Raw genomic sequence first — 21011 nt, 5'->3', positions numbered from 1 at the left:
ATTAATTCCCCCGTGAGGTCATGGTAAAATATTTAAAAGGTACCCAGAGCATTCCAAAACATTCCCCCTCTTCTTTGTTCAGATGTTTGTGATGCACTTTATGCGCGCGCCTGATTGCTTTGAAATATGCATTGTTGGTATTCCTGAACAGGCGGAAACGCTGATGAATAAAAATATCGTGTACTAAAAAATAAGCAAGGCCATACAGGGTAATACCCAGCCCCGTCCAGAAAGCCCAGTTATAATTGTTTTGCATTCCCCAAAATAAACCGGCAATACCGGGCAGAGCGAAGATCAAAAAGAAAAAATCATTGTGTTCAAAAAAGCCCTGCGATTCCTTATGGTGATGATCTTTATGCAGGCGCCAGAACAAGCCGTGCATAATATATTTGTGGGTGAACCAGGCTACGCCTTCCATCCCAACAAAGGCCGCCAGCACAATCAACAGATGATAAATAACCGTCATACGCTTCAATTTATAATCCCCTTTAAATAATGTTTAACTGATACTTCAAATGTGATTCCACCATCAACACCAGTTTCTGGAAATTGGGAATACGAATGCGTTCCACCAGGATCCTGTCTGCCGGTAACCGTTTAATTTTTTTAAACAACACCCAATAGTAATAATAGGCCAGGTAAACGCCTTTGCGGGCAGAAACCGGCAGCATCTTTATTCCCTTCAATGCTTCAAAGAAATCAGCCTCGATCTCCCCTTCTATCGTTTCTTTTTCTGCCCTGGAAAAATTGCCCAGGTTAACCGAGGGGAAATAAGTACGGCCCAGCATCACATTGTCGGCCTTTGCATCGCGTAAGAAATTTACTTTCTGAAAAGCCGCTCCCAGGCGCATGGCATAAGGCTTTAACCGCTCAAATAAAACAGCATCGCCATTGGTAAATACATGCAGGCACATTAACCCCACGGCTTCTGCGGAGCCTAAGATGTATTTCTTATAACTCTCCTCATCATGGGTTTGGCAGTACAGGTCCATTTCCATGCTGTCTAGAAAAATATCGATCCATTTTCTCTCGATCTTATATTCATTTACCACTGCCTGAAATGCATTTAAAACCGGGTTCAGCGAGATCCTGTCCTGAATGGCGATATTGGTATCGTTGCGGAATGCCGCAAGCAATTCTTTTTTATTATAGCCATGAAAGCTGTCTACGATCTCGTCGGCAAACCGAACGAAACCATATATAGCATAGATGGGATTACGTAAATGCCGGTCGAGGAAAAGTATGCCCAGGGTAAAACTGGTGCTGTATGTTTTTGTGGTGATCTTACTGCATTCAATGGATACTCTGTCGAACAGATTCTTCATACGCCTTTAGTTAAATAATTATTGAGCAATTCTGCGGCTATCTTTCCGGAGATCAGGCAAGGGGGTACGCCGGGGCCTGGCACGGTTAGCTGGCCGGAATAAAAAAGGTTTTTAAGGTGTTTGTTCTTTATGGAAGGTTTTAGCACCGCAGTTTGCGATAATGTATTGGCCAATCCATAGGCATTCCCTTTAAAGGCATTGTATTCGCTGACAAAATTGTTTATACAATAGCTCTCTTTGTAAACCAGGTGTTGCTGAATTGACTCACCGGCAAAACCTTCCAGTCTTGACATCATTATGGAATAATATTTCTCGCGGGTTTCAGGTGTATCATCCAGTCCTGCTGCAATGGGCATTAACAGGAAGAGGTTCTCATGGCCGGCGGGCGCTACGCTGTTATCTGTTTTTGAAGGACAACAAACATAGAACAGGGGCCGGGTTGGCCAGCTGGGGTCCTGGTAAATTTGGTTGGCATGGTCGTTCAGGCTTGCATCGAAAAATAGGGAATGATGCTGCAGGCGTTTTATTTTTTTACTCACTCCCAGATAAAAGATCAAACAGGAAGGGGCCATTACTCTCCGGCGCCAGTACTTATCATCATAATTTCTTTCATGGGGCGCCAAAAGTGTTTCCTCAATATGATTATAATCTGCTGCGCCAATTACGCCATCACAGACAACTGCTTCTCCGTTCACCCGCAATCCTACTGCATGCTGTTTTGCCGTAATTATCTTTTCTACATTGGCATTACAATGAAAAACAACCCCGTTCTTTTCAGCGATGCGCTGCATGGCTTCAATTACTTTTCCGAATCCGCCCTGCGGATACCAGGTGCCCAGTTTCAATCCCGCAAAATTCATAAGACTGTACAAGGCCGGGGTTTGGGATGGTTTAGCTCCTAGGAACAAAACAGGAAATTCCATTAAAGCGATCAACCGCGGATTGGAAAAGTATTTTCTCACGTGTTTACTAAAGGGTAGGAAAACGTCTGCCTTCAGGCAGTTATAGAGCAATTTCGCCGACAAATATTCTGTTATGGAAAGGGCGGGTTTGTATACCAGCTGCTCCATGCCAAGCCGGTACTTTACCCCTGCTTCCTGCAGAAATTCATCCAAACGAATTGCACTTCCGGGTTCTATACACTCAAACAAATCCAGCAATTCTTTATAGGTTGCCGGAACAACCAGTGAGTCGCTTTTGCCAAATATCATTTCGAACGAAGGGTTCAGCAGATCTAACTGGTACAGGTCTTTCACCTGGTAACCAAAATCGTTAAAGAACCGTTCAAATACTTCCGGCATCCAATACCAGCTTGGGCCTTTGTCAAACACAAATCCATTCTGTGTATGCAGCTGACCAGCCCTGCCACCTAATTGGGTATTTTTTTCAAACACATGCACTTCGTGCCCCGCTGCCGACAAATAACAGGCAGCACTGAGCCCTGCAAAGCCGGCACCTATGACTCCCAGTTTCGCCATTCCAACCTGTTTATATATTTACAATTTTATTTAAACATTACACTTCTAAAACCGATACCAGGTCCTGCACTGTATGCACCAGGTTACAATTCCTTGGCTTTTTGAGCTCAGTTAAGCGCGCTACATCGCAGGCCATATAAATGTGTAGGGTATTAAATTGCTGGCAGATACGGGATACCAGCTCCTGATCGTTTTCCGGATCGTCTTTATGTACCAGGAAGAATAAAAGATTGCCGGGTTTTACCGCCTTTACGGCAGCCACCACAGAATCATATGGTACGTCAGCACCAAGACAGACCACTTTTTTTCCAGCCTGTCTTAACAGGTAGCTGGCCAGCAACAAACCCAGTTCATGCCGTTCATCTTCGGGCAGAAATAACAGCCAGGTATCTTTTGCCGAAGCAGACACCGGAATGGGCTGGGCATCGATGGCCACGAATAATTTTTGCCGGTACAAGCCGGTTATGAAATGTTCCTGCGCGGGAGCTAGCACACTGGTTGACCACATCAGGCTCAACCTGTTAAGAGAAGGATAAACAATGTTCACATACACCTCCTTCCACCCAAAGCGCAACACCGCATTGGAAAATACCTTGTCAAAACGCAGCTCGTTGTATTCAAGGGCTGCGGCCACCATTTGCAAAATATAGAACTCGAATTCGGGCACTACCGGCTGCTGCAGCTGCACAGCCTGCTTTTCCACCAGGCGGTTCAGCTTTTCATCCGGGAGGGCGCACAATTCAGAAACCTTATTATCTGTGTTCATCAGGCTTACGATGTTCAACAGGCGTCTTAACTGGTCACTGCTGTAATACCGGGTATTACCCTCACTGCGGGCCGGCTGTAACGCATTGTACCGTTGTTCCCAAATACGGATGGTATGTGCTTTTATGCCCGAAAATTGTTGTAACTGCGAAATAGTAAAAGGTCCCAGTTGTTTAAATTTTTTACAATTTATTTAAACAAGCAATAATTGCCAAATTATTTTTATCTGAGCCGTTGCCGCCGGTTTGTTTAAATAAATCTTACACAAACTTCACCGTTTAAAATCCCGTTTAACAAAATTTTCTTTATACCTTTAGTGGCGACCATTTACTATTACCTGCGCCTTTCCTTTGAAGCAATAAAGGTTTTAATCGTACTCAATTTCTGGAACCAAAAACCTTACGTGATGCCGATAACAACAGTCAACCCGACGCAAGGAGTGGAACAATGGTTAACCAAAACTGTAATTCCCGAATCTCCCTTCACAGTATTTGTAAAGAACGTACACCCGGTGAGTAACGAGGCCCAGGCCTTTATCAATCAAAAAGCCTTTCCCAGCCAGTTGAATAAAGGTGAGGTCCTGATTGCCGCCGGCACCGTTTGTAAAAACGTTTACCTCATTCGTAAAGGCATTCTTCGCAGTTATATAAAAGAAGAGAAAAAAGAGATCACTACCTGGATCTCGGGCGAACAGGAACTGGCCACCTGTATTACCAGCTTTGGCTTACAGCAACCTGCACGCGAAAATATTCAGGCGCTGGAAGATTGCGAATTATCGACCCTGAGCTTTGATGATTTGCAATACCTGTATGATAATTTCCCCGAAGCGAATATTGTGGGCAGAAAAATTCTGGAGCGGTATTATCGCGATGCAGAAGAACGGGCCTTTATTGCCCGCCTGATGGAAGCCACCTCCAAATACAAACATTTTATTGCCACCAAAAGCGAACTGCTGAACCGGGTTCCCCTTAAATTCATTGCTTCTTACCTGGGCATGACGCTGGAGACGCTTAGCAGGATCAGGAGTAAGTTGTCGAGGAGTATTAATGAGTTTAATTAGCTGGAAGGCAAAGGGCAGACATGAAAGGCAGTAGGCCCTCCTACGCTAAAGCTTCGGCGGACAGGGCAGTAGGTTAAAGGCAAAGGGCAAAGGCGCTTTTGCCTTTAACCTTTCGGCTTTTACCCGTTTTCATTACTTCAACATTGGAACATTCAATATTCAACATTCAATATTTCCGGCACCTTCCTCATTTCTAATTCCTCATTTTAAATTTCCCGGGGCTTTTACCGGTAATTTGACCGGTTTTACCGACGTATGCCTTCTCCCTGTCGGCCGGCGCTTGCCTGGTGAGCCGGGGCGGGATAGCTTTGTGTAAAATTAATAATCAAATGCGCGATAAATCACTCAAGGAGCAGCGGAAAGCCTTTAGAAGGGAAAACAGGAAGGCGGGGCTGAGAAAACGGAAAAGAAGCGGTAGCGTACTGGCCGGCCTGCTGTTGATGTGCGTAGGCGGCTTATTACTGGCCAGGGCCTTTGGTTTCCCCTTTCCTTCCTGGATGTTTACCTGGCCGATGATCGTGATCGCCTTTGGCCTACTGGCCGGCGCCGGTAATGCCTTCCGAGATCCGGGTTGGGTAGTTATTTCAGGCGTAGGTACCGTGTTCCTGCTGCAACAGATCTGGCCTAACATGAGCATCTATATGTTCCTTTGGCCGGTACTCATTATAGTCTTGGGTTTTATCATCATCGTAGCTCCCCGCCGCCACCGCATGTGGCACGATCGCTGGGAAAAGTTCAAGGAAATGAAGGACGCTGAGGGCTGGGGTAAAGATGAATGGCGGAACTGGGCAGAACGAAAAGACTGGCGCCGGAATGAATGGAAAAACTGGGCCCATAACCAGGGTTGGCAAAATACCCCACAGCCACAGGATATTCCGGCAGACCCAACTGTAGAAAACCCAAACCCTGAAAACATCGTTACGCCCAATAACCCAAACGCCAATGGTGGCATCGATAACTGGGTAGAAGCTGTGTGTGTGTTTGGCAACATCAAAAAGCGGGTGTATTCAAAAAACTTCAAGGGCGGCGATGTGGTGTCCATCTTCGGCGGGGTAGAAATAAATTTATCGCAGGCCGATTTCAATGGAACCATATCCATAGAGATGACCCAGATCTTCAGTGGCGCCAAACTTATCATTCCGCCCCACTGGCAAATACGCTCTGAAATGATCGCCATTTTTGGCGGCATCGAAGACAAGCGACCACCACAGGCCCATTACGATGAGAACAAAGTGCTTATTTTAAACGGTACTACTTTCTTCGGTGGTCTTGAAATAAAAAGTTACTGATAATCTTATTTCTCCCAACCATTAAAAATCTATGATATGAACTGGTTCCTGGCAAAAATAGTATACCGGATTGTTTGCGGCGATGGTGAACACACCGCACAATTTGACGAACAGTTGCGACTGGTACAGGCCGCTGATGAAAACGAAGCCTTTGATAAAGCGAAAGCAATCGGTGAACAGGAACAGGAAATGTTCCTGAACCAACAACAAAAACTGGTAACCTGGCAGTTTGTGAATGTATGTGAGTTATATAAAATATCTGCGCTTATTGACGGGGCAGAATTATATTCACGGATACAGGAAACCGATAATGCCGGTTCGTATATTGAGCTGGTAAATAAAAAGGCCGCTCATATTAAAGCCGCCAGTACGCATAAGTATTTACAGTTATTATAACGCCGAACGCTGAACGCGAATACAAAAACCTGAAACCTGTAACTTGTAACCTGAAACGTTTTCACCTTGGCACTATCACCACTTGGTACATTCAAGAACAAGATCATTTTCGTAGGAGCCTGGCTTGCCTGGTCGCTGATGCAGGTTAAGATCCTGCAGGACTGGGGCCTGCCCGGAAAGATAGCTGCTATGGACAGCCTGGTGAGCAATTTGTTGCTGGCAGCGATCACCGTTCTTGTTATTAATAACCTTAAGTATTACCGGCCAAAAAAGGGAAAGTATATTTATCTCATCATCGTTTGTGCAGTAAAGGCCTGGTTGTGGAGTGCGATGGTGAAATACGCCATGCAAAACATTTATCCGGCTGAAACCGCGTACCTGCAATTCCTCGACCGGTTTATGTCTATCCGGTTTGACATTGCCTTACTCATCACCTTATGTGTAGCCCTGATCAGTGAATTGTTCTATACCCTGGAAGAACAAAAAGACAGTGAGCACCGGAAAACCGATGCGGAGAAAATGACCCGTGAGGCGGAGTTGTATAAACTGCGTCAACAGTTACAACCCCATTTTTTATTCAACAGCCTGAATTCAATCAGCGCCCTGATAACCATTCAACCGGCCCAGGCGCGTAAAATGATACAACAGTTGTCAGATTTTTTACGTGGCACCCTGAAAAAAGAAGATAACCAGTGGATAAGCCTGGAAGATGAATTACAACATTTACAACTGTATCTCGATATTGAAAAAGTGCGCTTCGGTCACCGGTTAAACACTACCGTTCTCAGTGAAACCTGCGACAAACTGCAATTGCCCAGTATGCTGTTACAACCCCTGGTTGAAAATGCCATCAAGTTTGGCTTATACGATACTACCGATACCGTAACCATCAGCATTGCAGCCACGGTGGAAAACAATTATCTGGTGATCACTATTCAAAACCCGTTTGATCCGGAAACCTCATCGCCCAAACAGGGAACAGGTTTTGGATTAAGTTCGGTTCAACGAAGATTGTATTTATTATTTGCGCGGAATGATCTGCTGAATACCCGCCATACCGATAACCAGTTTACCACTGTTATAAAAATCCCGCAGCCTTCCTAACCGTTCACGAACTTAGTATTAATAATAGAAAAAGCATATAGATGAAAAAAGCCATTATTGTAGATGATGAGCCTCTGGCCCGGATGGTAGTAAAAGAATACCTGCAAAACCACCCTTCCATTACGGTAATGCAGGAATGTAACGATGGCTTTGAAGGCATGAAGGCGATCATGCAACACCAACCCGATGTGATTTTCCTGGATATTCAAATGCCAAAGATCAACGGGTTTGAAATGCTGGAACTGGTTGAACAACCACCGGCCGTGATCTTCACCACTGCCTTTGATGAATATGCGATCAAGGCGTTTGAAAGCCACGCCGTAGATTATTTGTTAAAGCCTTTTAGCCAGGAACGTTTTGATAAAGCCATCGAGCGCTTAACAAAACGCGATACTGCTGTTGCTTCCAACAATACCCGCGACCTGCTGGATACCGCAGCGCAGGGCCCTCAACAAAACCAGCGCATTGTGGTTAAAACCGGCAATAAAATAAAGATCATCCCTATTGATGAAGTGCATTACCTGGAAGCTGCGGATGATTATGTAAAGATCCATACCAAAGAAGGCGCTTTTCTGAAAAATAAAACCATGGGGCACTTTGAAAAAGTATTGAACCCCGATCAGTTTGTACGCACCCACCGCTCTTATATGGTTAATGTGCAGTTGGTTACCCGAATCGATCCGTATGAAAAAGAAAGCTATCTGGCCCAGTTAAAAACCGGCGCCCAGGTACCGGTTAGCAAAAACGGCTATGCCAGGCTGAAGACTGTTTTAGGCATTTAAACCAGCCCAAACTACACAATGTAACTTATACATGAATAAGGCGTAACACTTATAAACAAATATACATATTACTTAATTAGCATACTTGCATTAACCCGTACGGATTCCTGCGGATAATATTAGCGTTATAACACCTACACTAATTTAATCCATTTACCATGATTCCAGTACCCGCTATCCGCGGCAACAAGATTGCCATGCTCTTATTTTGCTATGCATCTATCAATACCTCTCTATTAAGGGCTCAGTGTGTTGACACTGCTGCCAGCCCTACGTCTTCAGCGAGCGTATCAACAGGCGCAAGCATTTATTCTTTCAACAACCCGTCGAACGCATTTATCAGTGATGGCAACCGTAGCATTGCCGGATCCCTTCTTCAGTTGTTTGGAGACGAAACAACAGATTACCTGCAGGTAAAAGGTTTTGGGTTTAATATTCCTGCAGCAGCTTCCATTTGTGGCATCCAGGCAACGGTGGTAAGAAGCGCTACCAATGTGGACCTGATATTTCATACTTCGAGCGTAAAAGATATCGATGTGCGCCTAATGAAAAATGGCGTGCTCACCGGTACCAACGAAGCGGCTACAGGAGTGGAATGGCCCCTCCTCACAGATGGCAATGCATCGTATGGAAGTAATAGCGACCTATGGGGCAGCAGCTGGTCGCCGGCAGATGTCAACAATAGCAACTTTGGCTTTTCCATCTCAGCAAAAATTCATGGCACTGCAGCCCTGTTCCCTGCCGCCAGGATCAATTATATCAGTATAACCGTTTCTTATTTAGTAGCTGTATTATCGCAGCAGACTTTACAATTTCAGGTGGCCAATGGCGCCAATAATTCGGCTGCCCTTTCCTGGAAGATGAACACGGCAGATGCAGCAGTTACGTATACTGTTGAACGATCAGTAAATAGTATGAAGTGGTTACCGCTACAAGGCGTACCACAACAGAATAGTAACACATCGCTGTTCACCTTTCTGGATGCGCAACCATTATCCGGTCAATCGTATTACCGGTTAAAAGCCTCCTACACTTCGGGAGAGGTACGGTATTCAACCATATTGCCCTATGAATATATTGATAACCTATTTTTAAAGTGTTATCCCAATCCCGCTTCAACTGTTGTACAGGTAGCGGGTGTTATTGCCGGTGAACGGGTAGTGCTGACAGACCTTTGTGGAAAACTGTTGTTTTTGTCGGCCCCCGCGAAAAATAATATGATACAACTTGATGTGGCTCATTTACAGCCGGGTATGTATGTAATAAGTGCCCGAAACAGGAAAATAAAAATCCAGAAGAAATAAGCCATAAATCACGTGAATAACGTTTGGGCATCATGACCTTTTTGCACCAAAACCCGCTACCATAGCGGGTTTTGTATTTTCATTATGACCTTACCCATCCTAAAAACAGCCTTATGTTGATTTCAGGGTGAAGTTAACCCGTTGTATGTTTGCATTACGAAACGTAACAAACAACACCAACCGGTGTTCCTCAAGTAAAAATACGTTGCTTCCCACCGCTTAGCCTACGCATTGACTGCCTACCACGATTGTAAAACTCCATATTACGCGATTGTAACTCCCATATCACGACGTAGTAACAGATCAATAACATATATAAACTTTACAATTATGAAAAAGGCAATGAGGAATTTGGGTATAGCATTAATCGCTTTAACCTTAGGTTTTTCTACAGTAACCCTCGCAAACGACGGAGATAAAGATAAAACCAACCATACATCAGAACTGAAGTTCATCGGAAACCTGGAGAACCAGCCTGTGTTCCAGTTAGACCTGAGCAATTCTCAGGATGATGAGATCACCGTGACTTTCCGTGATGAAGCCGGCAACGTGATTTATGTTAATACCTTCAAAGGCGCTAACGTAAGCAAGAAGTTCATGCTGAAAGCTGAAGAGTTTGGTGATACTGCCCTGAACGTATCAGTTAAATCAAAAAAGAACAATGTAACTGATGTATATACCATCAACAGAAGTCATACTTACGTTGAAGAAACAACAGTTAACAAACTGAAGTAATTAAAGCAGTCCAGTCATTTAATTATTAGATAGAGATTTCACAAGGGCATCGGTTTTACCGGTGCTTTTTTGTTGAGCCTCCCCCCGGCTCCGCCAACTGGCGGAAGGGGGAGTTTGGCAACCTCACGATAAAATTCAACTTCTTAACCTTGTTAACTCGTCAACATGTTAACTTGTCAACTTTTCCCTCTATCAACCCTATCAACCTCCTGGTTAACTGATCAACTGGTCAACTAAAGCTGAGAAATATAAACCCCTGTCTGCTCCTTAATTTGCTGTTGGCCCTTTTCAATAGATTGCTGAACAGTTTTACCACCCCCTCCTGTAGAAATGTCACTGGCAGTACCCAACGCCTTCACATACCAGTCGCACCATACCTGCAGGATGTGCTGTTCTTTTGTTTTATCGCCTCCGGCCTGGATGGCTTGTTTGCTTAGATCAAATTCGGTTTGTAAGCGTTGCAGTGCATTGCGGGTAATGTCGTTGATAAGCGCCGTAGCGGTTTTATCGTTGGCTGTAGTAAGCAGATAGGCCGTAGTAAGGGCGCTTTTGGCAACGTGTTTCATTTCAACAGGCGACACCATATCAAGCCTGTCGGCATCGGTATGATAAAACACGTCTGTAAAATGCCACATCAGTAAACCGGGGATCTTTGCATTCAGAAAAGGGGTATGGTCACTGCCGCCTTCAAACGGATTGGTACGTACTACCCAACCGGTTATAGCAGCCTCATTCAAACACCGGTTTAACAGCAGGTCATTGAAGTAATGCGGAAACAGGTTTTCTTCCTTTAACTCACCCCCACCCCATTCGGTGTGTTTCTCGTTGCCACGCGTCCAGATAGCCGAAGGATCGGGCATTTTTTCAATGAGGAAGGTGCCGCCGGTTTTTTGAATGTCCTCTCCTACCATGTCGAGGCTCAGGCCCCATTTAATGCCTTTCGCTCTTACCGAATCATCATGGATATACCGGTGGGTGGAAACAATTTCATCGCCCCACAAAAAAGTAATGGTGCGCTGCGGGGTTAGTTTTTTCTTTTGCACCAGTTCGGCCGTGGTGCGCGCCATTTCGGCCAGCGTGCCTACGCCGGATGCGTTGTCGTTAGCGCCCGGCTCCTGTACATGCGCACTGAACACAAACCGTTCATCGGGTTTTGTTTTGCCCCGCACATTGGCTACCAGCGTCAATTCTTCCGACGTATAGATCTTTGTGTTCACCATCACTTTCAGCGATACCGGTCCTTTATCAAGTGCCGCTTTCAGCTTTTCTTTTGCGGCATAGGATAACAGCAAGCCCCATTTCTGATTCACCGAATCTGTATAGGTGATACCCTGAAATTGTATGGAGTTGGTATATTTTGCGGGTTGGTTGTATCGGGGCATGGAATAAGCAATGGCCCCGATGGCGCCGCTCTTTATAGCATTATTATACACGCCGCCAATACCGGTTTCGGCCATTACAATTTTTCCTTTCAGGTCTTTCCCTTCCAGCTCTTTGGCGCTGCCTTTGCCAACGTATACCAGTTCGGCGGTTACACCTGCTGCAGGTGTAGATGCCGAATACATGGCAATCATGTTGCGGTTTGTTTTGAATTGCAACAATGGTTCTTTGTCACCAACAATATAAACACTGGCATCAACGGGCTCCCAGGTCACGTGTTTCAGGGGGCGTTTTTCAATGCGGTAGGTAAGGATGCCTGTTGCTTCACCATTGGTTTCCTTTGTAAAGCCGGCCTGTTGCAGGATTTTTTCTACCTGGTAAATGCTTTCATTAAAACCACTGTTCCCGGCCAGGCGCCAGCGCTGTTCTACAAACCAAACGGTGTTGTATGCCTGTTGTTCATTAAAGGTTTTTTCCAATATTTTGGCGTACTTTTTTTCGCTGGAGGAGGTTTGGGCCTTTACAGCTGTCAATAGCAGGAGTGAGCAGGATAAAGTCAGTAGCTTTTTCATGAAGAGGTAGTTGGAAAATAAATTTAAGCATTCCTTTAATTACCGGCTGTTAATTTCCAGAAATGCGGGCTGTTTTCCATTATCACGTTAGCACATTATCAAATTATCACATTGGTCTTACGCTTCCTGTCCTATCCAAACCGCTCCCCCAATACTGCTGCGGGTGGCGCCGGTAACGGAAGACAATACGTTGTTTTCTTCGCGCCAGCGTAATACGCCTATGAGGGCCATGATGAGCGCTTCCTTATAATCGATCAGGTTCTTATCGGTGGTTACTACTTCCACCCCCAGGGGTTGTAACGTTGCCTGCAGGCGTTGGAGCAGGAAAGTATTGTGGGCGCCGCCGCCAGTGGCCAGCAGCTTCATTCCGGTATTGGTTGTTGGTTGCTTTTCCAGCATGGCTTTTACCTGTTCGCCAATCTGGATGGCAATGTGTTCCACCATGGTGGCCAGGGTATCTTCGGTAGTGGAGTTGCTGCTTGTTATCAATGGATATACCACATCGGTGCCAAAATCATTGGCCAGCGATTTGGGATAGGGCAACTGGTAATATTCCAGGTCGTTCAACATTTTCAGCAGGCTGATATTTATAGTGCCTGCAGCGGCCAGCTCACCACCGTCATCATATGGTTTGCCTGCATCCTGCGCCAGCATGTTCATAACCCGGTTGGCCGGGCAAACATCAAACGCGAGGTATTTATCGGGATGATTGTAGGAAATATTGGCAATTCCGCCAAGGTTCAGGAAAAAGGTATAATTACCCAGGAGCAATTTCTCCCCTATGGGAACAATAGGGGCGCCCTGTCCGCCGAGGGCAACATCCATGGCGCGCAGGTCGCTTACCACGTTAATACCGGTAACCGCGGCTATGGCAGCGCCATCGCCCAGCTGGCCTGTCATTTTTTTGGCAGGCACATGAAAGGTGGTGTGGCCGTGAGAAGCAATCAACTGTACCTGGTACTGCAGGTTGTTGCGCTCGATGAACGCATTTACCTGCTCCCCGATATAATGCCCGTATTCGGTATGCAACAGCTGATAATCCAATGCGTTAAGCTCAATGGCGCCCTTCAGTTTTTTCGCCCACTCTTCGGAATAGGGGGAACAATCCGCCGCTTTTATTTCATATTCCCACACCCCTTTACTTTCGTGAAATTCAATAAAAGCGAGATCCAGTCCGTCAAGAGAACTGCCGCTCATTAAGCCGATTGCCCGATATATCATAGCGTTTGGTAGATTTCTGGTATTAAAAAAGAATATTTTGGAATAGATTTGCCCGTCAAATTTCATATATCGCCATATTAAATCCAAAACTCTTCTCATGGTTATTAACCTCAGTGATAAATGTTCCCTGATTTGCGACTGGATCAGCGAGATCCGGGATGTTCAAATTCAGTCGGACCGCATGCGTTTCCGCCGTAACCTGGAACGTATTGGTGAAATAGCCGCTTACGAGATCAGCCGCACGCTGGTATATGAAGAAAAGGAAGTACAAACGCCGCTGGGCATCGCCCCCTCCAAAGTAATGAAAGAACAGCCGGTACTGGCCACTATTCTGCGGGCCGGACTGCCGCTGCACCAGGGTTTGCTGAACTACTTCGACAAAGCCGACAACGCATTTATTTCGGCTTACCGCAAACACAATCTGGATGGCAGCTTCGAGATCAGCCTGGACTATATTTCCTGTCCCGAACTCGAAAACCGGGTGGTGATCATTTCAGACCCGATGCTGGCAACCGGTTCTTCCCTGGTTAAAACCATCCAATACCTGCGCGAAGAAGGACACCCGCGCGAGATACACGTAGTAGCCGCCATTGCCTGCAGTGTGGGAATTGAATATGTGCGGCGCAGTGAGCCCCAGGTGAAGATCTGGTGCGGCGACATTGACGAAGAACTGACCGCCAAAGGTTACATTGTTCCCGGATTAGGAGACGCCGGCGATCTGGCATTCGGGACCAAGGTGCAGATGTAAAAATACTATCTCATCTTACTAGTGCTAAAGCACTATCTTTTCCTGTGCCAACCCTTTCTTAAAAAATATAGTATACATTAGACATTTCGATTTTTGAGCAAATATTCCTGTGCGGAAAATTAATACCTGATTACACCGTTATATGCTCTGACGTGTCGTTTTTTTTCGTATTTTGTTATTAGACTCACAACTTATGCGACTGAGGAAATTTTATATTGCGATCATACTTTGCACCCTGCTGAAGACTGCGGTAGCACAAGACCCCAATTTTTCACAATTCTTCGTTTCTCCCCTTACATTGAACCCTGCTTTGACCGGTAAATTCAACGGTGATTTCCGCATTGCCGGTAACTACCGGGACCAATGGCCTGCAATCAGTAAGGCTTTTGTTACCTCAACAGTATCGTTCGACGCGCCTATTTTACGTAACAAGATCTCAGATCTGGATACGTGGGGTGTAGGGGTGCTGGCAATGACAGATAAAACAGCTAACGGTATCCTATCCACTAATTTACTCTCCGTATCGACGTCCTATCACAAAGGGATCGACGAAGATGGGTTGAACTCGATCGGGATCGGTTTTCAGGGTACTTACAATACAAAACGGCTCGATGGTACCAAACTGAACTTTGAAGATGAGCTGGACCAGTTTGGCGGCTGGACCAACCCCAGTGGTGAAACCGTTAATGACCGTCAGATAAACCTGAGTTATTTCGACGTGTCGGTTGGCGCCCTGTTCAATGGCTCTACCGATGGTTATAACAACTACTACTTCGGTGTAAGCGGCTACCACCTTAACAAACCAAGAGAATCGTTTACCGGTGATATCTTTTATACACTCAATCCGCGGGTAACCGTAAATGCGGGTGGTTCTATCCCCTTCGCAGATAATACCCGCAATATTTATATCAGTACATTATTCAGCCGGCAGGCCGGTGCTACCAATGTGGTGGCCGGTGGCGCCGTTGGGTTCAATATGAACGAGGATGAAGACAACCCTACCAGCTTTTATGCAGGTTTATGGACGCGCTTCAACAACGTGAACGACGCGCTGATCCCTTACGTGGGCCTGGAGTTTAGCGGGTTCAGGCTGGGTGCTTCGTATGATGTTAACGTTTCGAGCCTGAAAGCGGCCTCTCAAAGCCGTGGCGGCATTGAAATATCACTCATCTTTATAAAACGTCCGCCGGGTTATAAAGGCATTCCTTGTCCGCACTTCTAGTCCTTCGCCCTTTGACTACGCTCAGAGCGCTCCGGATAATATAACCAACAGGTAAAATAATACTACGCAAATGCCGCCAAATAAAATAGATTTGGCGGCATTTGTATTTTATGCCATTCTGGTTTCTTTTCCGGCATGCTGCGTTTTGCGTTCGGCGTTCAGCATTCAGCCTTCAGCGTTAAGCCTTCGGCGTATTCTGCGTTTTCTTTCCGCTTACGTACGGATTGTCTTTTAAAATAAAGCGGTAGGGCAGTTTTGCATCTTCGCCGGCATAATCAACGCCTATGCGCGGGGTGGCGATGATGTCTTTTTTGGCCACTGCAAAATCATCTTCGGCAATGTAGATCTCATCGCCCAGCAAATCAACGCCGGTATGACTGGTAGTAATACCCAATGCTTTCGACACATTGCCCGGGCCCTTGGTAAGGGTATAATCGGCCCGGTGTTTTCCCGTACGCTCCAGCATGGTGTTTATGCCGTAAATAGGGTCCAGCGCACGAATGAGGATGGCATGCGGAACATCTTTTATGTTGGTGACCACATTAAACAATTGATGGATGCCATAGATAAGATATACATAGGCAACGCCGCCGGGTTTATACATCACTTCCGTTCTGTTGGTTCTTCTGTTGTTAAATGCATGCGAGGCCCGGTCAATGGCGCCGGCATAGGCTTCGGTTTCTACAATACGGCCCGACGTTATTCCTTCCCCAAATTGAGTAACCAGTATTTTGCCGATCAATTCTTTCGCTATTTTCACCACATCGGCACGATTATAGAACCCGGATGCTAATTTTTTCATTGGCGTTAATGACGTTAATATAATAACCTATAAGCGTGTATTATACTCAAAATATGGCTGATTGTGGATTCATTCCATGTCCTAATTGAAATATTTACTAAGTTTGGGCCCGCCCAACTATAGAATATGGAAAAATCAAATTTATAAAACTTGCTGAAAGAAATCGTTACCGCCATTCAGTCCTATGCCAGGGCGCATCGCTTTATCAGGGAGCACAAGCTCTGGAAATGGATCATAGTGCCCGGGATCTTTTACACCCTGTTGTTCATTGCGGGTTTCATTTTCTTCTGGGTCTCCAGCAGCCAGGTTGTTTCGGCTTTTAATCACTGGCTGGGCATAGACCGCTGGGTGAATTCCCAACGCAGCCAGATCCTGAGCTTTTTATTCATGATGGGTGGACTTATAGTGCAGCTCATTATGATGCTGTTTTATTTCTCCCTGTTCAAATATATGTTCCTCATTATAGGTTCTCCGGTGTTCGCCTACCTGAGCGAAAAAACCGAAGCCATTATGGAAGGAAAAGATTTTCCTTTCAGCTTTAAACAACTGTTTGCCGACATCGTACGGGGTATTAAACTGGCCTTGCGGAACACCCTGTGGCAATCGGTATATACCATTTCGTTACTTATACTTTCTTTTATTCCCCTGGTAGGCTGGGTAGTACCGGTAACCATCGTACTGGTAGATTGCTATTATTATGGTTTCTCCATGCTGGATTATAGTTGCGAACGCCATCGCCTGTCGCCCGGTGAAAGCATTGCTTTTATTGGCAAACACAAGGGACTGGCTATTGGCAATGGCATTGTGTTCTACCTGATGCACCTGTTGCCTGTTATTGGCTGGGTATTAGCTCCTGCATATGCTGTGGTAGCGGCTACTATTAGCCTGTATCATAGAGATGATAAAGTAGGAATGGAATAATACAGCTACAAGCTTCAGGCAGCGGGCAAATACAGGCTAAAAGCTAAAAGCTGAAAGCCAAAAGCCGATACACCACTGCGCGGCAGCCTCCGGGCTTAAAACAACTGAGAACTGAGAACTAAAAACAAACAAATTGCAATCAACAAGCACCATATATCTGATCCCTTCTGTATTGGATGAAAAGGCAACAGAGACCATTCCTGCGTATGTTAAGGATGCAGTAGGCCAGTGCCAGGTATTTTTTGTGGAGAATGAACGTACGGCACGCCGTTATTTAAAAAGCATCTGGAAGGAAATGGTGATAGATAACTATACCTGGGTGCTTATTGACAAAACCAATAACGTAGCCACGCTTACCGCCTTCAACAAACATGTAAAGGCCAATAAAACGATTGGTATTATCAGCGAAGCGGGTTGCCCCGGAATTGCTGATCCTGGTCAGTTGTTGACAGATGCAGCCCATGCAGCGGGCGCTACGGTAAAACCGCTGGTTGGCCCCAGCAGTATCTTACTGGCATTGATGGCCAGTGGCATGAATGGCCAGCAGTTTCAGTTTGTGGGGTATTTGCCCATCGATACCACGCAACGCAGGGAAGCCATTAAAGAACTGGAAAATGAATCGGCCAGGAAGAATTGTACGCAGGTGTTTATTGAAACGCCTTACCGGAATAACCAACTGTTGGAAACATTGATAAAAACCGGTAAACCCACTACCAGGTTGTGTATTGCAGCAGATATTACGGCGCCCACCGAATACATACATACCAAAACACTGGGGCAGTGGAAAGCCCAACTGCCCGATCTGCACAAACGCCCTGCTATATTTTGTATGCTCGCAGGTAATTAATAGTCATCGCGCATAGAAAGAATGCTATCCACCACATAAACGGTATTGCCGCGCCAGGCCACTACATGGTGGTATTCGCGGTAATGCAGATCGAACCATTTACCGCTGTTGGTCATCATTTTTTCGGCGATCGATTTATTTACAATGGAGAACTCAAAATCATTCGATTGTATGGTGCCGGCTGAACGGGACTTGAATCCGCCCTGGATCAATTTGCCTTCGTAGGTTTTGAAGACATCACCTTTCAGTACCACGTAATTCAAATGGCCCGATTTCACTCCTTCGCCAAACACATAGAAATACCTAAAGTATATGATGCCTGATGCTACCAGTAAAAGCAAGAGAACTACGATTAGAATGATCTTTTTCATTATTGTAAGTAAGGGTTAGTTCAATAGGCAATAACCAATAGGCAATTGTTTATTGCCTATTGGTTAAAGACCGTATTTGTCCACAAGATATATTAATGCCGCAATAGAAACAGCACCCAGTTCCAGCTCGCGTTTATTCACGGCTTCAAACACATCGCTGCGGGCATGGTGGATATCGAAATACCGTTGCGAATCGGGTTGTAACCCCGCCAACGGGGTACCCAGTTCTTTAGCCAGGGGACCAATATCAGATCCGCCACCGCCATTGTTGATCTCACTGATGCCATAGGGCGACAGCAAAGGCAGCCAGCTGCGTAATTTATTCAGCTGGTCGGCCGGCATGGTTACCCCAAAACCGCGGGGGGTAAAGCCGCCTTCATCACTTTCCAGCGCAAAAATATGTTTCTCCTTTTTAAGCTTGGCTTCCTCCGCGTACTTGAGGCCGCCGCGGGTACCGTTCTCTTCATTGGCAAACAATACCACCCTGATGGTGCGTTTGGGTTTGTACCCGATGGCTTTTAATGCCCTTAATACTTCTATTGAATGTACGCAGCCACTTCCATCATCATGCGCACCTTCAGCGGGGTCCCAGCTATCGAGGTGACCGCCGATGGTAATGATCTGGTCGGGAAACTCGCTGCCGGTGATCTCACCAATAATATTATGCGCTACCGTATCGGGCAGCATTTTGCCATTCGTTGTCAGGTTAACTCGTACTTCCGGTACCAGTTCGGATGCTTTTACCAGGTACGCCGCCAGTTTATCAGCATCCTGCAAACCCATCGCTGCTGCAGGTATTTTGGGGAACGAATCGTTGTAACGGGTTGTACCGGTATGCGGGTTGTTATCCGCGGCATGACTCATAGAACGAATCAACACGCCCACTGCCCCATATTTAGCAGCCTGGCTGGGCCCTGCCCCCCGGTACACTACGGCATCGCGGTATGCTTCAAAGGTTTTAATGTAAGTATCATTGAACTTGATATTATAAAAAACGATCTTGCCTTTTACCTGGTCTTTCTTTTTCTCCAGCTCTTCAAAAGAATTTACCAATATTACCGGCGCCGAAATACCTTTTGGTCCGGTGCCTACAGAATTCCCCAATGCCAGTACATCAAGTATATGGGTTGACCAGCCGGGCAGTACGAGCAGGTCTTTACCACCACGCACCCAGTGGGGCACCAGGCAGGGCTGTTCTAATACCCGGTCGGCCCCGGCCTTTTCGAGTGCTTTGTGCCCCCAGGCTTCGGCTTTATAGGTTTGGGGGGAACCACTCAGGCGGCCACCCACCTGTTTGGTAAGTACGCGTAAATTTTCGTAAGCGGAGCTATGCAGGAGTATTTCATCGGCGATGGCCCTTATTTTTAACGAATCTTCGTTTTGGGCACGGGCATTAAAAGCCAGAATTGTTAACACTAGCGTAAACAATTTCAATCTCATGTGCGTTATTTTACGCTAAAATAGTCAAAATGATCCCCCCGACCGTTTTTGGCCGTTTTAAATTACCTTCACCATCTTAATATATAAATCGCAGTATGCGCATTGCAATTGTTTGCTACCCAACGTTTGGAGGAAGTGGTGTTCTGGCAACAGAATTAGGCAAAGCACTGGCCGATAAAGGCCACCAGGTTCATTTTATTACGTACCAACCGCCGGTGAGGCTGAGTGAGTTTAATGCCAATATTTTTTATCACGAGGTACGGGTGCCTAATTATCCGCTGTTCGATTATCCGCCATATGAAACCGCGTTGGCCAGTACCATGGTAGATGTTATAGTTAATAATAATATCGACCTGTTACACGTGCACTATGCCATCCCCCATGCGTCGGCCGCGTATATGGCCAAGAAAATACTGGAAAAACAGGGCAAGATCCTCCCGGTGATCACTACCCTGCACGGTACCGATATTACCCTGGTTGGGAAGGATAAAACCTTTGCGCCCGTGGTTACGTTTTCCATCAATGAAAGCGATGCCATTACCGCGGTGTCGCAAAACCTGCGCGATGAAACGTATAATAATTTCAAGATAGAAAAAGAGATCAAGGTCATTCAGAACTTTGTGGATGTTAAACGCTTTCGCAAAAAACCCATCGATGCTTTCCGCCGCGTAATTGCGCCGCATAACGAGAAAGTGGTTTTGCATGCTTCCAACTTCCGTAAACTGAAAAGGGTGACCGATGTGGTGAAAGTATTTGCCGAGCTGAACAAAAAAGTACCCAGCAAATTGCTGTTTGTGGGCGATGGGCCTGAACGCCCCGCCGCAGAAAGCCTTGCCCGCGAACTGGGCGTTTATGATGAAACCCGTTTTGTTGGCCGCCAGGAGCAAATTGAAGAAGTACTGGCTATTAGTGATCTGTTCATTCTGCCTTCCGATTATGAAAGCTTTGGATTGGCAGCGCTGGAAGCTATGGCAGCCGGTGTACCGGTGATAAGCAGTAACGCAGGTGGTTTGCCCGAAGTAAATATCGAGGGGGAAACCGGGTACCTGGCCGATGTGGGCGATGTGGAAACTATGAGCATCCGGGCTATTGAACTGCTGTCTGATGAAAACAAACTGAACCGGTTTAAAACAAAAGCAGCTGCCCATGCCCGTTTATACGATATCGAAACTATTGTTCCCCGGTACGAAGCGTTGTATAATCGTTTTCTGCAGAATATAGCGTCTCGCGTATAAGTTAATACGTTGAC

General features: G+C 46.0%; 21 protein-coding genes and 1 pseudogene. 12 read left to right on the top strand and 10 right to left on the bottom strand.

Annotated features, from left to right (window positions below; all coding sequences use genetic code 11):
• Position 1: 1 nt before the first annotated feature.
• The 5 genes and pseudogenes from NIAKO_RS34565 to NIAKO_RS39880 all read right to left on the bottom strand — a co-directional run.
• On the bottom strand, positions 2-466 hold the full coding sequence (locus NIAKO_RS34565) for a sterol desaturase family protein (RefSeq protein WP_014223153.1): 465 nt from the start codon (positions 464-466) through the stop codon (positions 2-4).
• Between the two features lie 22 nt (positions 467-488).
• Complete coding sequence (locus tag NIAKO_RS34560; RefSeq protein WP_014223152.1) at positions 489-1325, bottom strand: phytoene/squalene synthase family protein; 837 nt, start codon at positions 1323-1325, stop codon at positions 489-491.
• Entirely contained in the window at positions 1322-2803 is a 1482-nt protein-coding gene (locus NIAKO_RS34555) for a phytoene desaturase family protein (protein ID WP_014223151.1), read from the bottom strand. The genes NIAKO_RS34560 and NIAKO_RS34555 overlap by 4 nt, the downstream gene beginning before the upstream one ends.
• Positions 2804-2840: 37 nt before the next feature.
• Entirely contained in the window at positions 2841-3569 is a 729-nt protein-coding gene (locus NIAKO_RS34550; RefSeq protein ID WP_242675412.1) for a hypothetical protein, read from the bottom strand.
• Between the two features lie 3 nt (positions 3570-3572).
• A pseudogene (locus NIAKO_RS39880) lies at positions 3573-3722 on the bottom strand (MerR family transcriptional regulator); the annotation flags it as partial.
• A gap of 252 nt (positions 3723-3974) precedes the next feature.
• On the opposite strand from NIAKO_RS39880, the gene NIAKO_RS37480 reads away from it, so the two are divergent.
• The 7 genes from NIAKO_RS37480 (at position 3975) to NIAKO_RS34515 (ending at position 10238) form a co-directional block, all read left to right on the top strand.
• Positions 3975-4628, top strand: a complete 654-nt coding sequence (locus tag NIAKO_RS37480) for a Crp/Fnr family transcriptional regulator (protein WP_014223149.1) — start codon at positions 3975-3977, stop codon at positions 4626-4628.
• A gap of 329 nt (positions 4629-4957) precedes the next feature.
• Positions 4958-5917, top strand: coding sequence for a LiaF transmembrane domain-containing protein (locus NIAKO_RS37475; RefSeq protein WP_014223148.1), 960 nt, complete (start codon positions 4958-4960; stop codon positions 5915-5917).
• 36 nt (positions 5918-5953) lie between these two features.
• Positions 5954-6313, top strand: a complete 360-nt coding sequence (locus NIAKO_RS34535; RefSeq protein ID WP_014223147.1) for a DUF4288 domain-containing protein — start codon at positions 5954-5956, stop codon at positions 6311-6313.
• A gap of 66 nt (positions 6314-6379) precedes the next feature.
• Positions 6380-7417 carry a sensor histidine kinase gene (locus NIAKO_RS34530; protein ID WP_014223146.1) on the top strand — a complete coding sequence of 346 codons (1038 nt, stop codon included), beginning with the start codon at positions 6380-6382 and terminating at the stop codon, positions 7415-7417.
• A gap of 41 nt (positions 7418-7458) precedes the next feature.
• Positions 7459-8199 carry a LytR/AlgR family response regulator transcription factor gene (locus NIAKO_RS34525; protein WP_014223145.1) on the top strand — a complete coding sequence of 247 codons (741 nt, stop codon included), beginning with the start codon at positions 7459-7461 and terminating at the stop codon, positions 8197-8199.
• A gap of 158 nt (positions 8200-8357) precedes the next feature.
• Positions 8358-9503 carry a T9SS type A sorting domain-containing protein gene (locus NIAKO_RS34520; RefSeq protein WP_014223144.1) on the top strand — a complete coding sequence of 382 codons (1146 nt, stop codon included), beginning with the start codon at positions 8358-8360 and terminating at the stop codon, positions 9501-9503.
• Positions 9504-9833: 330 nt separating this feature from the next.
• A complete protein-coding gene (locus NIAKO_RS34515) occupies positions 9834-10238 on the top strand; it encodes a hypothetical protein (RefSeq protein ID WP_014223143.1) in 405 nt (134 codons plus the stop codon).
• 233 nt (positions 10239-10471) lie between these two features.
• On the opposite strand, the gene NIAKO_RS34510 is transcribed toward NIAKO_RS34515, so the two are convergent.
• Both NIAKO_RS34510 and NIAKO_RS34505 read right to left on the bottom strand, forming a co-directional pair.
• Positions 10472-12190: a M28 family peptidase gene (locus NIAKO_RS34510; protein WP_014223142.1), complete on the bottom strand. Its 1719-nt coding sequence runs from the start codon at positions 12188-12190 to the stop codon at positions 10472-10474.
• Between the two features lie 117 nt (positions 12191-12307).
• Positions 12308-13411 carry an anhydro-N-acetylmuramic acid kinase gene (locus tag NIAKO_RS34505; protein ID WP_041349876.1) on the bottom strand — a complete coding sequence of 368 codons (1104 nt, stop codon included), beginning with the start codon at positions 13409-13411 and terminating at the stop codon, positions 12308-12310.
• Between the two features lie 97 nt (positions 13412-13508).
• On the opposite strand from NIAKO_RS34505, the gene upp reads away from it, so the two are divergent.
• Together upp and NIAKO_RS34495 are read left to right on the top strand one after the other, a co-directional pair.
• The gene (upp, locus tag NIAKO_RS34500; protein WP_014223140.1) at positions 13509-14159 is read left to right on the top strand and encodes a uracil phosphoribosyltransferase; all 651 of its coding nucleotides are present in this window, start codon (positions 13509-13511) and stop codon (positions 14157-14159) included.
• Positions 14160-14352: 193 nt separating this feature from the next.
• The gene (locus NIAKO_RS34495) at positions 14353-15381 is read left to right on the top strand and encodes a PorP/SprF family type IX secretion system membrane protein (protein ID WP_014223139.1); all 1029 of its coding nucleotides are present in this window, start codon (positions 14353-14355) and stop codon (positions 15379-15381) included.
• 178 nt (positions 15382-15559) lie between these two features.
• Here NIAKO_RS34495 and NIAKO_RS34490 read toward each other — a convergent pair whose 3' ends face one another.
• Positions 15560-16183: a DNA-3-methyladenine glycosylase gene (locus tag NIAKO_RS34490; RefSeq protein ID WP_014223138.1), complete on the bottom strand. Its 624-nt coding sequence runs from the start codon at positions 16181-16183 to the stop codon at positions 15560-15562.
• A 150-nt stretch (positions 16184-16333) separates the two neighbouring features.
• Between NIAKO_RS34490 and NIAKO_RS34485 the strand changes: the two genes are divergently transcribed.
• Positions 16334-17104 carry an EI24 domain-containing protein gene (locus tag NIAKO_RS34485; RefSeq protein ID WP_014223137.1) on the top strand — a complete coding sequence of 257 codons (771 nt, stop codon included), beginning with the start codon at positions 16334-16336 and terminating at the stop codon, positions 17102-17104.
• A gap of 133 nt (positions 17105-17237) precedes the next feature.
• Entirely contained in the window at positions 17238-17951 is a 714-nt protein-coding gene (locus tag NIAKO_RS34480) for an SAM-dependent methyltransferase (RefSeq protein ID WP_014223136.1), read from the top strand.
• On the opposite strand, the gene NIAKO_RS34475 is transcribed toward NIAKO_RS34480, so the two are convergent.
• Together NIAKO_RS34475 and NIAKO_RS34470 are read right to left on the bottom strand one after the other, a co-directional pair.
• Entirely contained in the window at positions 17948-18322 is a 375-nt protein-coding gene (locus NIAKO_RS34475; protein WP_014223135.1) for a hypothetical protein, read from the bottom strand. The two genes, NIAKO_RS34480 and NIAKO_RS34475, sit on opposite strands and share 4 nt — an antisense overlap.
• Before the next feature lie 63 nt (positions 18323-18385).
• Positions 18386-19762: a M20/M25/M40 family metallo-hydrolase gene (locus tag NIAKO_RS34470; protein WP_014223134.1), complete on the bottom strand. Its 1377-nt coding sequence runs from the start codon at positions 19760-19762 to the stop codon at positions 18386-18388.
• Between the two features lie 95 nt (positions 19763-19857).
• On the opposite strand from NIAKO_RS34470, the gene bshA reads away from it, so the two are divergent.
• Positions 19858-20997 carry an N-acetyl-alpha-D-glucosaminyl L-malate synthase BshA gene (gene bshA, locus NIAKO_RS34465; protein WP_014223133.1) on the top strand — a complete coding sequence of 380 codons (1140 nt, stop codon included), beginning with the start codon at positions 19858-19860 and terminating at the stop codon, positions 20995-20997.
• Positions 20998-21011 lie beyond the last annotated feature (14 nt).

Origin of the sequence: Niastella koreensis GR20-10 (assembly GCF_000246855.1) — a bacterium.
GTDB lineage: Bacteria > Bacteroidota > Bacteroidia > Chitinophagales > Chitinophagaceae > Niastella > Niastella koreensis.
Note: the sequence above shows the minus strand (reverse complement) of the source record. Positions and strands in the feature narration are given on the sequence as shown.